This is a genomic window from Bacillus sp. MHSD_36 (assembly GCF_030757775.1).
Lineage (GTDB): Bacteria > Bacillota > Bacilli > Bacillales > Bacillaceae_G > Bacillus_A.
In genome coordinates this window covers 82,992-99,777 of record NZ_JAVBIS010000003.1, presented here as the reverse complement: position 1 = coordinate 99,777, position 16,786 = coordinate 82,992, and the positions used below count along the sequence as shown (strand labels likewise).

Here is a 16,786-nt window from a genome sequence, read left to right as displayed (position 1 = left end):
GTATGACATTCTTCAGGAGGCACTTATATGGAAAATAAATCGGCTGTCCAGCTTTATCTTGAGTTATTAAAGAAAACAATTTTATTTGAAATATGGTTAGAATACGAACCATACTTACCTGCTTCGTTACATATATCTAAAGAACTATCATATGAACCAGTTACGGTTCCACTTCCTTTATTTCTTAAGCAGTATGTAGAAAATCACAATTTAAAAATCGTTAATCCTAACGTTTCAAACAATGAGCGTCAAGGTGGCAAGGATTGGCCAAGAGCTGCACACAGTATGGTTGGTCGAAAACGTATGAATCAATTACAAGAGGCGATGGAAACTGTAGTCAGGGAAAATATAGAAGGCGATTTTATTGAAACTGGTGTATGGCGCGGAGGATCATGCATTTTTATGAATGGGTTTTTACAAGCAAACAACATTAAGGATCGTACTGTATGGGTTGCCGATTCATTTGAAGGTCTGCCCGCACCTAACTTAGAACAATATCCGAAAGATTACGGTGATTATTTACACACATTCGATTACTTACGAGTTTCTTTAGAAACAGTGCAAGAAAACTTTAGAAAATATGATTTATTAAATGATCAGGTGAAATTTTTAAAGGGTTGGTTTAAAGATACATTGCCTTCAGCACCGATAGAAAAAATTGCAATTGCTCGCCTTGATGGTGATATGTATGAATCAACGATGGATAGTCTTGTAAATTTATACGATAAAGTTTCAACAGGTGGCTTTATTATTATTGATGATTATGGATTGATAACATGCGCAGAGGCTGTAACAGATTTCAGAAGTGAAAGAAACATAAAAGCTCCTATGACTCAAATTGATGATTTCGGTATTTTTTGGAGAAAAGAATAGAATAAAAAATTATTTAGTTGAGGGGTACTATTATACTACTAATTCACGAAAACCCATCTTGTAATGAATAAAAGCAAAGCTCCCCTCAATATAAAGTAGAAATTTCCTACTTTACTATAAGAAAGGTGTGAATTTTTTGAAAGAAAATGAGAAAAAAATCACATTAATCCCACCTCCAGAACTTGTTCAATATGTAGGTGGTCATTTTGAAGAGGTTGGAAAAGAATTCATGCAGTATTTTATTGAAATTGGCAATTTAAAATCAAATGAAACAGTGTTAGATGTAGGATGCGGTATTGGCCGGATGGCGGTTCCATTAATGAACTATTTAAGCGATGATGGTACTTATTATGGATTTGACTTATTTAATAAGGGAATTACATGGTGCAAAAATAACATTTCAACATGCCGTAACAATTTCCATTTTGAACATGTCGATATATATAACCAATTCTACAATCCCGATGGAAAAGAAGATGCTTCCCAATACAAGTTTCCATATGAAGATGAATCATTCGATTTTATTTTTTTAACATCTGTATTTACCCATCTCCTTCCGAAAGAATTAGAACATTACATACGCGAGATTGCACGAGTTCTGAAAAAAGATGGGAGATGTTTTATTACTTTCTTTTTAATTAATCCTGAATCTTCCTATTACTTAAATGCAGGACTAAGTACTTTAGGTTTTTATCATCAAATTGACAATTGTTATGTTCTAAATAAAGATATCCCGAATTTCGCAGTTGCCTATCCTGAGGAAGATATTCGTACTCTATTAAATAAATATGGGCTAGAAATGCAGACTCCTCCCCATTATGGTTCATGGTGTGGCAGAACTGAACACACAAGTTATCAAGATATTATTCTTACACAAAAAATTTCTGAAAGGTAGTTGTATATGGATAATATAAAAAATCTACCTCTCGTTTCCATCCTTATTCCCACCTATAATCGACCACATTATTTTAAAATTGCTCTAGAAAGTGCATTAGCACAAACCTATCCAAACATTGAAATTATTGTAGGAGACGATAGTACGAATGATGAAACAGAGATTTTAATGCAGACACATTATTTGCCTAGTCATAAACACATAACGTACATTCGAAATGCGACTACTCTAGGACAATTTAATAACTCACTTATGCTATTAAAGCAGTCCCATGGAGAGTACATAAATTTCTTAATGGATGATGATATATTTTATAATAGTAAAATTGAAAAAATGATGTTTTATTTCCAAAAAGACTTAGATCAAAATCTCGCACTTATTACATCTTATCGTACTTGGATTAATGACGATGGAGAGATAATTGAGCAACATCCCTCCATGAAAAGATTATATGATGAAGATACTCTACTAAATGGGACAAATCTTGGAAACCATATGCTTATACTAGGACAAAATATTATCGGTGAACCTACGACTGTACTCTTTCGAAAACGCCTATTAACAGAACCTTTCGGTACTTTAAATGGGAGAAATTATAATTGTAGTGTTGATATGGCCTCTTGGATCAGTTTACTTTCCAAAGGTGATGCGATCTACATCACGGAACCTTTAAGTTCTTTCCGCCTTCATACTGGACAGCAAGTACATCACAAATACCTTGAAGGCTGCGAAGATTTTTCACATCTCGTTTTAAATTCAAAAAAATATGGTTTCCTACAAGAGATTGACTATTACAAAACGAGTCTGTTAAAAGCTTGCGAATGGTATAAAAATGCTACAACATTTTATCAGCTATATCCAGAGCTCATTCCAACGACCGATACACATATACGCCTTTCTCATTGTTTGAATATAGTTACAAAAGAACTCCGTGCCATATAGTCCATCACACGGTAGGTACTATTCCTTCCGTGTGATGTATGACTTCCCACAAATAGTGGAATAAATGTATGCATAGTCTGCTTGTATATTATTTTTATCATGACATGATCCATATACTTACTAGGCGATAGAAAGGAATACACACATTGAAAGATTCAAATTCTCAATATCAAATAGACTACGTATTGCTATTCATTTTATTTGCCATTGGGATTGTTAGTTGTTTTGCAATTGCAAGTGCACAAGCCTCTTTACCACCATTTTTGCAACATGTAAATTTTGTATTAAAGCAAATCCAGTGGTACTTCATTGGATTCATAGCCATTGGTATGATTATGATTATCGATTTCGATCGTTATCAAAAAATTGCTTGGTATTTATATAGCTTTGCATTGGTACTACTTATTGGACTAGAATTTCAAGTACCAGGTGCCGTTACAATTAAAGGTGCGACCGCTTGGTACAGGCTCCTAGGCATCGGAAATTTCCAGCCTTCCGAAGTTATGAAATTGTTTTTAATTATCGTCATCGGACGAATTATAGCTAATCATAATGAGAAATATTTTTACCGAACAATACACGACGATTTTCTATTACTCGGAAAAATATGTGCAACAAGTTTGCCGCCATTACTACTGATTGCAAAGGAACCTGATTTAGGAAACACAATGGTAATTTCAGCTATGCTGGCAGCAATGATATTAGTTTCTGGTATACGTTGGCGTTTTATTTTCGGGTTAGTTTCCGGTATCTTTGTAGCTGGCTTTACATTAACGTATATTTTTTTCACTCATACAAAATTCTTTAAAGCACACATTTTACAAGAATATCAACTAAATCGCTTCTACGGCTGGTTAGCGCCATACAAATATGATGCGCAAGGCTATCAATTAAGACAAGCTTTCTTAGCTACCGGATCAGGAGAAATGCAAGGAAAAGGTTGGGAAAATGGACAAGTATACTTTCCAGAACCACATACAGATTTTATTTTCACGAATGTCGCTGAGCAATTCGGATTTTTAGGCGCAAGCGTCATTATTGCACTTTTTTTCCTACTTATTTTCCGCATGATTCATATCGCTATAGAAAGTAATGACCCTTTCGGTAGTTACATCTGCGCTGGTACAATCGGAATGTTTACTTTTCAAGTATTTCAAAATATCGGGATGACAATTGGATTACTACCTATTACAGGCATCACACTACCCCTTATGAGCTATGGAGGAAGCTCCTTACTCACATACATGATAGCGATTGGATTTGTTTTAAACGTCCGCTCAAGAACGAAAATCTTTATGTTCAACTGAAGCACAAAAACGGTATATTTTTATCTCTATCCTTTTTTAGATATACTAATGAAAAATATGATGGAGGTTTAAATATGAAATATGACATTATAGGGGATATTCATGGATGCTTCCAAGAGTTTCAAGATTTAACGAAAAAACTCGGATATAACTGGAATAGTGACTTGCCGATTCACCCTGATCAACGCAAGCTTGCTTTTGTTGGCGATATCACAGATCGCGGTCCTCATTCATTACGTATGATTGAAATTGTATGGGAACTTGTCATAAATAAAAAAGTAGCGTATTACGCTCCGGGAAATCACTGCAATAAACTATACCGATTTTTCCTTGGACGTAATGTGACAATCGCTCATGGACTCGAAACAACTGTTGCTGAATATGAAGTACTGCCTTCTCATCAACAAAACATGATAAAAGAAAAATTCATCACACTTTACGAGCAATCCCCTTTATATCATGTACTCGATGAAAAAAGGTTAATTGTGTGTCACGCCGGCATTCGGCAAGATTATATAGGAAGAAAAGATAAAAAAGTACAAACCTTTGTATTATACGGCGATATTACAGGAGAAAAACATGCTGACGGCTCTCCTGTCCGTCGCGACTGGGCGAAGGAGTATAAAGGAACAGCTTGGGTTGTATATGGACATACACCCGTAAAAGAACCTCGCTTTGTAAATCATACAGTCAATATTGACACTGGTGCTGTATTTGGTGGCAAACTAACTGGACTACGTTATCCTGAAATGGAGACTGTTTCCGTTCCTTCCTCCTTGCCTTTTGTCCCTGAGAAATTCCGCCCAATTTCATAACTTACGAAGGATGATCGTATCATTTAGGCAGCTCTCATATAAAGTAAAACTTTAATCAGTGGGGGTTTTCTTCATCCCCCACTGATTATTAGCCCTCACCAATCGGACTTCTATGGGCAGCCCGACCCCCACCTAAATTCTTTAATTTCGCTGAATTTTGAGCTGGGGATCTTACTGCCCATTAAAGCGGGATAAAAACTGCTTAAAGTAATGAAAAAAAGATGCAATAAAGTGCATCTTTTTTTCATTACACGGCATATACTGTCGCAGGAGGTGACAGAATGAAGAAAAAATCTTCTAAACAAAAAAGAAAATGCCCGCCTTTTTATCTACCCATGTACGGAATTAACAACTGGTGTAGCATTCGAGCTGCAGCTGTAGAAGAACTGGAAGAACAAGAGGCATCCCCCAAAAACAAAGCCAGACCAAAATATGTCTCTTTAGAAAATGCTGTAATGAGCCGCATAATTGACAATAGAAAAACAAAGATGCAGCAAAAAAATAAACCTCTCTCCACTCATGCTGAACAGATTGTATCTTCTGAGCAAACAGAAAAAAATACAGAAGAAAACATCCCTGTAACAATAAATAAAAAAACGGAAGCAGAAATTCCAGCTGCTATTATAAATCAAGTGAAGAAAATAAAAGAAGCATTAGCACCATCCAATGATGTACAAACAGAAAAAACGATCATCATTCAGACCCCTACACCTGAAAATATAAAAGTAAAAAAAGAGGGACGGTATGCATATGCAGAGGGACTTCACTCTCATGCAGAGGGTACAGTTTCACATGCAGAAGGGCTTCTGACACACGCAAAAGGTTCTTTCTCTCATGCAGAAGGATCAAAAACAAAAGCAACTGGACATAGTTCCCATAGTGAAGGAAGTGAAACGACAGCAGGTGGCTCTTATTCTCATGCGGAAGGTAAACATACAATCGCTTTAGGCGAAGCAGCTCATGCAGAAGGAACCGCGACTATCGCTAACGGATTTTCTTCTCATGCGGAAGGTAATCATACATCAACAGCTCATTTTGCAGGTAGCCATATTATGGGACGATTCGGCACAGCAGAAGAATCCTATTCTTGGTTTATTGCAAACGGTACAAATGAAACCGATCATAATATTGGTGCAAAGTGGCTCGCTCATAATGGAGAAATGTATATTGATGGTGCTTCTTACAATGCAAGCGGAACTGATTTTGCACAAATGTTTGAAACAGCAGACAATTGCCTTATTGATGTAGGTTATTTCGTTACATTTAGTAGCGAAGAAAAAATTCGAATCGCTACTTCAAACGATTCATTCATCTTAGGAATATCTAGCGCGACCCCCGCTCTTATAGGAAATAGTGGTGCTTTAAGTTGGCAAAAACGCTACAAAACAGATGACTTTGGAAAACGTCAATATGTACGCACGGAGTCGCAAGACATACAACCTCTTTTAAATACAGAATGGGATCCAGCTTGCAAATATATAGCAAGAAAAGATCGTACCGAGTGGCTTCCTGTCGGATTAATTGGACAAATGTTAGTACGTGATGACGGTACTTGCGAAACGCATGGATATTGTCGTCCAAACAACGATGGCATTGCTACAAAATCCGAAAGTGGCTTTTTCGTTATAAAGCGCACGGGTGAAAACCAAATTTTAATATTATTCCGCTAAGAAAAAAGGGAACAAAATTCTTCGTTACATAAGAATTTTGTTCCCTTTTTAAATATGTCTTAATATAGATTGCATATCGCCTGGAATCGGTGTAGTGAAAGACATTTCTTTCTCTAAAATAGGATGATAAAACGTCAAGGATGTACTGTGAAGCGCTTGTCGTTTCATTTCATCCCTTTTTCCACCATATAAATTATCGCCAAGTAGCGGATGTCCTATGTGCGCCATATGTACACGAATCTGATGTGTTCTCCCTGTATCGAGCTCAAGTGATACATGCGTCTTATGATTTGTGCTATCAATCACTCTAAAATGAGTAACTGCTCTTTGCCCCTCCTCACAAACGATTCGCTCAATAATGCTATCCGGTTTTCGTCCAATCGGTGCATCAATCGTTCCACCTCGTTCTCTCATTTCACCATGAACGATTGCTTCATACGTTCTTTTCACAGCTTTTTGTTGATGCTGTTTCGATAAAAGGTGATGTACGAAACGATTTTTTGCAATCAGCATAAGCCCTGAAGTATCGCGATCTAGCCTTGTTACGATGTGCACCGTACTTGCAAGATGTTGCTTATCATAATGAGATAAGAGCGCATTCGCAACACTTCCTGCCGGATGTTCTCTAGACGGGATCGTTGACATGTTTGCCTCTTTGTTTATGACAAGAACTGCATCATCTTCATATACGATACATAAAGGAATATCTTCTGCACTCATCCCTTCACTTCTTTCCTCTACTGGAAAAAAGACACGTAATTCTTCACCAGCATGCAACTGATGACGAACGCTCGCATGTTTACCATTTACTTCTATAGATCCGCCGTGAAACTTTATATCCGTTAATGCGGCTTTAGAAATCCCTTTTGTTTTTAGAAATTCTCTAACTAAAGTTCCCTCTTGGGCCGATTCTATATCCCATTTCAATGTAAATCTGTTCAAATATATAAACCCTTTCTATTTATCTGCAACAAACGAGTCACGAACTCGTTTCCAGAACGGGAATGGACGGAAACGAACAAATCGTACTTTTTCGTTTGCAACGCGATACTGAATTGATTTCACATCTTGATGAACCATCGTTAAATGGTCCACCGTAATTTGTAAGTTCATCCCTGTAGCCGGCTTCAACACACATGTATGATGTTTCGGCAGCACAAGCGGCGAACCTACCGTACGAAACACACGGTTATTAATAGATGCCATTTCTGCAATTTGAATCGCTTCAATAGAAGGGTGAATAATCGCTCCACCAAGCGCCTTATTATACGCAGTGCTTCCCGAAGGAGTAGAAATACAAAGGCCATCCCCGCGGAACGTTTCAAAGTACTCTCCGCGTATTTCCACTTCTGTTACTAATGTACCTTCTGCACTTTTCACAGTCGCTTCATTCATCGCTAAATACTGCGACTCTTTACTCCCATTCACATAGCGAATAATCACTTCTAAAAGCGGATATTCCACCACTTGGAATGGTGTTTTAGCAATTGCAATTACTAATTTCTCTACTTCTGTCGGTAACCAATCTGCATAGAAACCTAAATGCCCTGTATGTACACCAACAAATGCTGTTTCAGCCAATCGATTATAATAACGATGAAATGCATATAAAAGCGTTCCATCTCCCCCAACAGAAATTACAATATCGGGTTCCTTTTCATCCATTATAAATCCGAAATCTAGCAAGTATTCTTTCATCGTGCTTGCCAGTGCATCTGATGATTGATCTCCCTTTGACATAATTGTAAAATTCATCGCCCAACACCCTTTAGTTTATGATTCGGAATCTTTCGTTTCTTGCTTTCTTGAAAAAGCTTTCTGCGCTTCTTGAATTTCAAGACGGATAGAAGACATTTCTTCATCTAATAAAAATGCTGCTTCCGCTGCACGTTGCAAGCGTATTTTAATATCTTCAGGAAAACGTCCACTATATTTATAATTTAAAGAATGCTCAATTGTTGCCCAAAAATTCATTGCTAGCGTGCGTATTTGGATTTCTACCAATACTTTTTGTTCACCTTGAATCGTTTGAACTGGATAACTAATGACAACGTGATAAGAACGGTAACCGCTATCTTTCTTCTGCGTGACATAATCGCGTTCTTCCACGATTTCAAAGTCATTTCGTTTTCGAAGATATTCTACAACAGGCTTAATCTCATCAACAAATTGACACATCATTCGAAGGCCCGCAATATCTTGCATATCTTCTCTCAACCGGTTCAGCGGTACATTTCTCTTCTCCGCTTTATCAATAATACTTGGAACCGACTTTACCCTTCCTGTTACAAACTCAATTGGAGAATGCTCTGTTAACATTGCAAATTGAGTACGCATTCCTTTTAGTTTCACTTTCAGCTCTGCCACCGCTTGGTGGTAAGGTGCTAAAAATTCTTCCCAATTTCGATTCATTTCAACCACCACCAAAATCAATCCATTTGCTTATAGAAATACTTTCTCTACAGCAGTTACTAGTTCTTCTCCGTAATTTGCATTACCTTCAATATTTTCAACTAAATATTCTACTTCTTCTTTTAATCCTTCTAATTCCATTTCAATGTCATTCACGCGAACAAACATAACCACGTCGTTATTCATCGCTTCATGCATTGCTTCCCAGCATGTGTGCGGAATGCTTACATAAATGAAAGATGATTCGTTTTCTAAGATATATAAAAATGATAAATTGTCTGAGTCTACAAGTACGTGATTACGCGCACTTAACTCCTTTACCTCTATTTCACTATTTTCCGCACAAAAAATAAGAGCATTCTCTCTCTTTTCTACGCTCTTAACTTGAATTTTATTTTGCATGCTCTAACTCCTCCATCTCAACTTCCTGTCTTACTTAACAGTATTATTGTATCATAACATGGACGCAAACAAATAAAACATTGAACCAAATTTGTGAAAAAGCGATAATGTGTAAAGAATTATTTTTACAAAGGAGTGCATACAATGACACAAGAAATCGAAATTGAATTTAAAAATATTGTTACAGAAGAAGAATTCGATACATTATGTAAATCATTCTCTATTGAAGTATTTACGAAACAGGTAAATCACTACTTTGAAACACCGAACTTCTCGTTAAAAGAAGCTGGCTCTGCACTTCGTATTCGTCATAAGGAAGAAACTTATACATTAACATTGAAACAACCTGCAGAGGTTGGTTTGTTAGAAACACATCAAGTCGTAACAGAAGAAGAAGCAAGAATGATGATGGCGACAAACGTAATCATTCCAGGGGCTGTAACGGATCAACTACACAAATTACAAATCCCCGTTTCCGCTTTAACTTATATGGGTAGTTTAACAACTGAAAGAGCTGAAACGTTATTTGAAGGCGGAACACTTGTCTTTGATCATAGTTTCTATTACAATCACGATGATTATGAAATTGAATTTGAAGTGCAAGATGAAGAAACAGGAAAAGCTGCCTTCATTCATTTATTAAAGCAACACGACATACCAATCCGTCATACAAATAATAAAGTAAAACGCTTTTTCCTTGCCAAACAAAACAAAGCACGCTAAAGTGAAAATTCCACTAGTGAATACGTTCTACTAGTGGATATACCTCACTTTTTAAAAAGGAAAAGATTCTTTTACATCTGTAGAATACGCAAAGGACGTTATGAAGGCTATTTATTTGCCCTCTCTAACATTCCATTGCTACAATAGATATACATTTCATGGAAAAAGGAGTTTATAAAGGATGAGCAAGCAACCGATGACACCATTTGAGGCAATTGGCGGTGAACAATGCATTGCAATATTAGTAGATACATTTTATTCCTATGTCAGTAAGCACCCTGACCTATCTCCCATCTTCCCGGATGATTTAACAGAAACCGCTAGGAAGCAGAAACAATTTTTAACACAATATTTAGGTGGTCCTAATTTGTACACTGAAGAACATGGTCATCCTATGTTAAGAGCACGCCATCTCCCGTTTGAGATTACGCCAAAACGAGCAGAGACTTGGCTATCATGTATGGAGCAAGCAATGGATGACACAGGAGTGCACGGTCATATAAGAGAGTTCGTTTTTGAACGTTTAGCATTAACTGCTCAGCATATGGTTAATACTCCAAACGAAACAGGTGAAATATAATGGATAAACAGGAAGCAAAGCATATCAATATGCCATCTCCTTCCGCATGTGAGCATAAGTCTGTAGAAGCATATTTATTTATTGATCCACTTTGTAAAGATTGCTGGGAAATTGAGCCCTTTATCATTAAACTATGGCTTGAATACGGGAAATACTTCTCTATTCGTCATATCGTAACAGGAAAAGTGGACGGAACGAACGCTTCCTCACACAAATGGAATAAACCTGCTAATATTCGATTTGTGTGGGAAAAGACGACAAGTTTACAAGGTTTTTCATGTGATGGAAAGGTACATATGCAAGAAGCATCGTCAACACCATATTTAGTTTCGATGGCAATTAAGGCAGCGGAGTTGCAGGGCCGAAAAGCAGGTTCGAAGTTTTTGCGAAAACTCCAAGAATACATTTTCCTTGAAAATGTATCAAATCCTGATTGTGAATTATTACTTGCATGTGCAAAAGATAGCGCTATTGATGTAGAAGAATTTAAAAAAGATCTCTATTCCGCTAGCGCAAAAAAGGCTTTCCAATGTGACTTAAAATTCACAAATGAGATGCATATTACAGAAATACCTTCTCTCGTATTTTTTCATGCGAATTCAGATGAAGAAGGTATTAAAATCGCTGGAACGTATTCCTATGATGTATACGTACAATTATTAAAAGAACTTGTAAAATGTGAAATCGAACCAGAACCATTACCACCTTTAGAAGTGTTACTAGAAGCGACGCAATTTATCTCTTCAAAAGAAGTAGCATTTATATATGACTGCCCGCAGCAAGAAATCGAGCGTGAACTTAAAAAATTACAACTAAAACGAAAAGTACAAATGATTGACGTAAAATGTGAGCGTTATTGGAAATGGATAGCAAAAGAAAAAGACCTGGTGTAAACACCAGGTCTTTTTCTTTACGGCTTATAAAAATATTAAAGGGGATGGGAGAAATTTTCACGTTCAAACAAAGGGGTATATGTTTGTATGTGAATTCGTTCACGCTTATTATATTACAAGATTCGACGTCAGATGACAACCCCTTTTGTCGATTTTCACACTTTTGTCACATTCTAAACGTTTTCATTTCTGAATAAGCTATAAAAAAGCTATTTTGGAGGTGTTTTGTATGAAAAAAACGTATATTTTACTAATCATTCTAGCCATCATCGTTTCTTTTTTCTTGTACATCCTCTCTCTACTACAAGCTTTTCCTAAAATTATTGCTTTCCCTCTTTTATTCGGAGTCATTGTCATCGCTCTCTCTTATTTCAACCATAAAAAACGATTTAAAGGGTTTTAATTAACTGTAAAACTGCCTTCTACTTTAGAAAAAAGAAGGAAATTCGCTTTATTTTTCCGACAAATATCGACAAAAATACGTAAAGAAAAAGACGAGGTAAATCCCTCGTCTTTTCTATTACTTCTCTTCAAATAATAATGCTTCTAATTCATTTAATTTTTCTTCAAATACTTGCAATGCTTCTTTTACCGGTTCTGGAGATGCCATATCTACTCCTGCTCTTTTCAGCACTTCAATCGGGTAATCTGAGCTTCCTGCTTTTAAGAACTCATTAATGTAACGTTCTACTGCTGGTTGCCCTTCTTCTAAAATTTGTTTAGATAGAGCCGTTGCTGCACTAAATCCTGTTGCATATTGGTATACGTAATAGTTGTAGTAGAAGTGAGGAATACGAGACCACTCTAAACCAATTTCTTCATCAATTACTAAAGCATCACCGAAATATTTCTTATTTAAATCATAGTAGATCTCCGTTAACATGTCTGGCGTAACCGCATGTCCCTCTTGTACTTTCTTATGAATAATATGCTCAAACTCTGCGAACATCGTTTGGCGGAATACAGTACCACGGAATCCTTCTAAATAATGATTTAATAAGTATAGGCGCTCTTTCTTATCTTCTGTCGTTTTTAATAAATAATCGTTTAGAAGCGCTTCATTACAAGTTGACGCTACTTCCGCAACGAAGATTGAATAATCACCGTATACGTGCGGCTGCGTTTTTCTTGTGTAGTAACTATGCACAGAATGACCAAACTCATGAGCAAGTGTAAATAAATTATTTACATTATCATGCCAGTTCATTAAAATATACGGATTTGTTCCATATGCACCAGATGAATATGCTCCGCTTCGTTTTCCTTTATTCTCATACACATCTACCCAGCGATTTTCATATGCTTCTTTCAAAATATCAACATATTCATCACCAAGTACATTTAAAGACTTTAATAACATGTCTTGCGCTTCTTCATACTTCACGTTCATTTTCACTTCTGGTACAAGTGGTGTATATAAATCATACATATGAAGCTCATCAAGTCCTAGTGCACGCTTACGAATATCGATATAACGGTGTAGCAAGTGTAAATTATCATTTACAGATTCAACAAGTTGATCATACACCGCTTCAGGAATATTATTATTGCTTAATGCAGCTTGACGTGCAGAATCGTATTTACGAACGCGCGCATTGAAATTATTACGCTTCACAGCTCCACTTAACGTACTTGCAAATGTGTTCCTATATTTTCCGTACGTTTCATATACAGCTTTGAACGCATCTTCGCGTACACGACGATCATCACTTTCCAAAAACTGAATGTAACGACCATGTGTAATTTCTATTTCTTCTCCATCCTCACCTTTAATAGATGGGAATTTCAAATCTGCATTATTCAACATACCAAATGTATTACTTGACGCACTCATTACTTCAGATGCTTCTGCTAATAGTGCCTCTTCCGCTTCAGATAATACGTGAGGGCGTTGACGCGTAATTTCTTCTAACGCATGTTCATATACACTTAAGTCCCTATTTTCTTTCAAGAATGTTTGCAGTGTATCTTCTGAAATCGATAAAATTTCAGGTACCATATATGCTGTGCTACTAGATACTTGTGAATATAAATTTGTTGCACGGTCATTTAACGCTTGATACACAGAGTTTGTTGTATCTTGATCGTAACGCATATGTGCATATGTATATAGCTTACCTAATCGCATTGAAATTTCATCTTCATATTGTAATGCTTCAAGTAAATTGTTCGCAGAGTCACCAAGTTTCCCTTTAAATTCAGTTAACTTCGGTAATAGCTCTTTAATAGCTTGGAATTCTTTTTCCCATTCTGCATCTGTTTGGAAAATATCTTCTAATCGCCACGTACTTGATTCTTCAATCTCGTTACGATCTGGTAATGCTTTTGCTGTGTTTTGTTCAGACATCCTTTAAGCCCTCCTTTAAATATCTCTACTTACATACAATTCGATTTTTCTTATGTAATTCCTTCACGATCAGTCTTTATTATATCCCCTTTTCCTTCTCTCATGTTGTACTTTGCCTCAAATAAAGATAAGGCATACGCTAAGCAAATTTCATCATATTTTATAACCTCCTCCTCTGTTTTTAACATAGCTATTCCCCTTATTTTCCGGTACTTATAAGTCCCTACTTTACGTAATACACCTGCATAACATAAAAATGTCATATACTCAGTAACTGCTACTTTCCATATATGCTGTGAAAAGTACGGAAGCATACGCCTTTTCGTATACTTTTTTACATAACTACACGCATGCTCGAGGGAAATATAATCCCCTACTGCAAGCCCACCTATACACTTCATATATAAAAAAGCTTGCCATATAAATGGATTTGTTTGAAAAGCGAATGAGGACGGGAGCGGCACACCAATTTCAGAAGGGAAATTTTCTGGGGTACATTTACATTGATATAAGAGGCGTAATAGTGACTTATGATTATAATTCCAAATAGGCAAAGCATTTTTTCGAAAATAGTCCTTTCGCTGCTTCCATTCTCGGTCTAATATTTCTTTTTTGAATGGCACAGGAGAAAAGAGCATTTCAAAAGTAGTCGTTTCAGTTGGTAAATATATAATATGTGAGAAAGAGACGCTTGTAGAAAATGAAGTGAGAAACGCGCATTTCATAAATGATTTTTGTTTCGAACAGAAGAAAATAAGAAGTGGCTGAGGATAAGATTGTAAGGAGAAAGCCATAAGAGAGGAGAATTTCATCCAATATGCAGAGTGCTTTTTCAATTGATTTCCACCAATAATCCAAATGACCTGTATACCAGCTCGCCAATACGAATAAGTTCGTTTGTACAGCTGTTCTATAGAGAGATTAGCGCACTGGTATTCAATCGCAATTTTTCTCCCTGCTCTCTCTATGAAAATATCTGGTCGTTGCTGAATCTCTGGCAGATAATGCTCTATATCTACATGAAAGTTTTGACGTTTGAACCATCTATATAACAATTCTTTACCGTGCCTATGATACATAGATTCTGCTTCATAAAAGGCAAGACACACATCCATTTTCTTATGAGCAAAATGCCAACTTTTTTGTTTCCCTAATTTCATTTGCACTTCCTTCCCGCAAGCTATGCAAAAGAAGCTTTCCCTTTTCCGCATACGGTGTAACAGCTCTTCATCATGATGATAGAGTAGATGAATTTTTTCTCCGTTTTCTCTTTTAGCGATAAACATCGGAATCACACCCTTTCAGCTCCTTATATTCTACAATTTATTACAAATTCCTTTTAAAAAAGAGATGTCCCAATTTCGGACATCTCTTTTTATAATAAAGGTGATAATAACCGATACGTTGATTCAACAATTCGTCTATGCAGACGCCTTTTATGAAAATGATCGACGTGAATTTCACTGGATTCTTCTAAATCGTCTTTAAAATCTTGAACAAGCTTTCGAATGCTATCTGTATCATATAAAAAGGCATTTACTTCAAAGTTCAAATGAAAACTTCTCATATCCATATTAGCTGTCCCAATTGAAGCTAAATCAGAATCGACAATGACAACTTTACTATGGAGAAAACCTTTTTCGTATTCATATATCTTTACTCCTGCATCTAAAAGCTCTGGGAAGTACGATCTTGATGCATAAAAGACAGTGCGCTTATCAGGCTTACTCGGCATTAACAAACGAACATCAATACCAGCAAGCGCAGCTACCTTTAATGCGGATAAAATATCATCATCAGGAATGAAATACGGCGTCGCAATCCAAATGGATTTCCGAGCAGAAGCGATCATGGCAAAGTATAAATGTTTAATTGTTTCCCATTTATTATCCGGTCCACCTGCAACGAGCTGCACGCCTCCCCAATGATCTCCCTCAACTGCTTTCGCTTGTAAATATTCAGGGGCGAGCACAGCCTCACCAGTCATATAAAACCAATCTTGAAGAAAAATAAGCTGTAAACTTTGTACAGCTTCACCACGCAAATATAAATGCGTGTCTCGCCAAAAACCGAAGTACTTATCCTTCCCTAAGTATTCATCACCAATATTTAATCCACCTACAAATCCTTCATTCCCATCAATAATAACGATTTTTCGGTGGTTTCGATAATTAATCTTATCGTTTAAAATCGGAAAACGCACAGGAAAGAACGGAATCATTTCGACACCTGCATCGTTTAATTCTTCAATATACGAATTCGATAATCTAAAACTTCCAACCGCATCATATAAAAAACGAACGACTACGCCCTCTTTTGATTTTTGTATTAAAATATCTTTAATTTCTGTCCCAAGCTTATCATCACGCACAATGTAATATTCCATATGAATGTGATGTTTCGCTCGTTTTAAACCATCTAAAATGGCCTGAAACGTTTCATCTCCATTTGTTAATGTTCTCGTTTCAGTTTGAAATGAAATATTTAAAGCGCCTAAGCGATCTGCTAAACGAAATAACAGCTCTTGATGCTTATGATTGCGCAAAATCCGTTCCTCGTAATCTTCATGCCCTTTATATTGTAAAAATGCTTGTTCATCGAGCAACGCCTTCTTTTGGAACATTCTCTTCCTCCGAAAGTTCTGTCCGAATAATAAATAAGCGAAGAATCCAAATACCGGAAAAATACCTAACACAATTAGCCATGTAAGTGTTTTAGATGGATGACGGTTCTCTAAGAAAATAACGCAGCCAATTAAAAATGCAGATACCGTAAATAAAATACTAATAATACCTAAAATCGAAACATCTTTTATCCCGATTACATCCGAATAAAATGCAACGTCAATAAACATACGTAATGAAACAAATAATGCGAACAATAGTAAAACAAAGAAAATCAACTTTAACGTATTTTTCATCTCTTAC

Annotated in this window: 17 protein-coding genes; 10 read left to right on the top strand and 7 right to left on the bottom strand. The window is 36.4% G+C overall.

The window, feature by feature from the left end:
• The first annotated feature begins 27 nt into the window (after positions 1 to 27).
• The 6 genes from Q9B79_RS13555 (at position 28) to Q9B79_RS13530 (ending at position 6,502) form a co-directional block, all read left to right on the top strand.
• A complete protein-coding gene (locus Q9B79_RS13555; protein ID WP_306185003.1) occupies positions 28 to 873 on the top strand; it encodes a TylF/MycF family methyltransferase in 846 nt (281 codons plus the stop codon).
• Between the two features lie 136 nt (positions 874 to 1,009).
• A complete protein-coding gene (locus Q9B79_RS13550; RefSeq protein WP_306185001.1) occupies positions 1,010 to 1,768 on the top strand; it encodes a class I SAM-dependent methyltransferase in 759 nt (252 codons plus the stop codon).
• Between the two features lie 6 nt (positions 1,769 to 1,774).
• A complete protein-coding gene (locus Q9B79_RS13545; RefSeq protein ID WP_306184999.1) occupies positions 1,775 to 2,710 on the top strand; it encodes a glycosyltransferase family 2 protein in 936 nt (311 codons plus the stop codon).
• Between the two features lie 146 nt (positions 2,711 to 2,856).
• Entirely contained in the window at positions 2,857 to 4,017 is a 1,161-nt protein-coding gene (locus tag Q9B79_RS13540) for an FtsW/RodA/SpoVE family cell cycle protein (protein ID WP_306184997.1), read from the top strand.
• 74 nt (positions 4,018 to 4,091) lie between these two features.
• Positions 4,092 to 4,832 carry a bis(5'-nucleosyl)-tetraphosphatase PrpE gene (prpE, locus tag Q9B79_RS13535; protein WP_306184995.1) on the top strand — a complete coding sequence of 247 codons (741 nt, stop codon included), beginning with the start codon at positions 4,092 to 4,094 and terminating at the stop codon, positions 4,830 to 4,832.
• Between the two features lie 281 nt (positions 4,833 to 5,113).
• Complete coding sequence (locus tag Q9B79_RS13530; protein ID WP_306184992.1) at positions 5,114 to 6,502, top strand: peptidase G2 autoproteolytic cleavage domain-containing protein; 1,389 nt, start codon at positions 5,114 to 5,116, stop codon at positions 6,500 to 6,502.
• 48 nt (positions 6,503 to 6,550) lie between these two features.
• Here Q9B79_RS13530 and Q9B79_RS13525 read toward each other — a convergent pair whose 3' ends face one another.
• The 4 genes from Q9B79_RS13525 to Q9B79_RS13510 are packed head-to-tail and all read right to left on the bottom strand — an operon-like array spanning position 6,551 to position 9,316.
• A complete protein-coding gene (locus Q9B79_RS13525; RefSeq protein WP_306184990.1) occupies positions 6,551 to 7,444 on the bottom strand; it encodes an RluA family pseudouridine synthase in 894 nt (297 codons plus the stop codon).
• Between the two features lie 15 nt (positions 7,445 to 7,459).
• On the bottom strand, positions 7,460 to 8,257 hold the full coding sequence (locus tag Q9B79_RS13520) for an NAD kinase (protein WP_306184987.1): 798 nt from the start codon (positions 8,255 to 8,257) through the stop codon (positions 7,460 to 7,462).
• A gap of 18 nt (positions 8,258 to 8,275) precedes the next feature.
• On the bottom strand, positions 8,276 to 8,914 hold the full coding sequence (gene yjbM, locus Q9B79_RS13515) for a GTP diphosphokinase (RefSeq protein ID WP_306184986.1): 639 nt from the start codon (positions 8,912 to 8,914) through the stop codon (positions 8,276 to 8,278).
• 30 nt (positions 8,915 to 8,944) lie between these two features.
• Positions 8,945 to 9,316, bottom strand: coding sequence for a UPF0738 family protein (locus tag Q9B79_RS13510; protein WP_001180003.1), 372 nt, complete (start codon positions 9,314 to 9,316; stop codon positions 8,945 to 8,947).
• A 144-nt stretch (positions 9,317 to 9,460) separates the two neighbouring features.
• On the opposite strand from Q9B79_RS13510, the gene Q9B79_RS13505 reads away from it, so the two are divergent.
• From Q9B79_RS13505 to Q9B79_RS13490, 4 genes are all read left to right on the top strand, one after another.
• Positions 9,461 to 10,039 (top strand): CYTH domain-containing protein, encoded by a 579-nt coding sequence (locus tag Q9B79_RS13505; RefSeq protein ID WP_306184983.1) that lies wholly within the window; start codon positions 9,461 to 9,463, stop codon positions 10,037 to 10,039.
• A 181-nt stretch (positions 10,040 to 10,220) separates the two neighbouring features.
• Positions 10,221 to 10,619 (top strand): globin domain-containing protein, encoded by a 399-nt coding sequence (locus Q9B79_RS13500; RefSeq protein ID WP_306184981.1) that lies wholly within the window; start codon positions 10,221 to 10,223, stop codon positions 10,617 to 10,619.
• The gene (locus Q9B79_RS13495) at positions 10,619 to 11,512 is read left to right on the top strand and encodes a ClpXP adapter SpxH family protein (RefSeq protein ID WP_306184979.1); all 894 of its coding nucleotides are present in this window, start codon (positions 10,619 to 10,621) and stop codon (positions 11,510 to 11,512) included. Before Q9B79_RS13500 ends, Q9B79_RS13495 begins: the two co-directional genes overlap by 1 nt.
• A 229-nt stretch (positions 11,513 to 11,741) precedes the next feature.
• A complete protein-coding gene (locus Q9B79_RS13490; RefSeq protein WP_306184976.1) occupies positions 11,742 to 11,915 on the top strand; it encodes a hypothetical protein in 174 nt (57 codons plus the stop codon).
• Between the two features lie 117 nt (positions 11,916 to 12,032).
• Here Q9B79_RS13490 and pepF read toward each other — a convergent pair whose 3' ends face one another.
• From pepF to Q9B79_RS13475, 3 genes are all read right to left on the bottom strand, one after another.
• Positions 12,033 to 13,859, bottom strand: coding sequence for an oligoendopeptidase F (gene pepF, locus Q9B79_RS13485; protein WP_306184974.1), 1,827 nt, complete (start codon positions 13,857 to 13,859; stop codon positions 12,033 to 12,035).
• A gap of 50 nt (positions 13,860 to 13,909) precedes the next feature.
• The gene (locus Q9B79_RS13480) at positions 13,910 to 15,154 is read right to left on the bottom strand and encodes a competence protein CoiA (protein WP_306184972.1); all 1,245 of its coding nucleotides are present in this window, start codon (positions 15,152 to 15,154) and stop codon (positions 13,910 to 13,912) included.
• Positions 15,155 to 15,234: 80 nt separating this feature from the next.
• Positions 15,235 to 16,779, bottom strand: coding sequence for a cardiolipin synthase (locus Q9B79_RS13475; protein ID WP_098670235.1), 1,545 nt, complete (start codon positions 16,777 to 16,779; stop codon positions 15,235 to 15,237).
• Between the last annotated feature and the right edge of the window lie 7 nt (positions 16,780 to 16,786).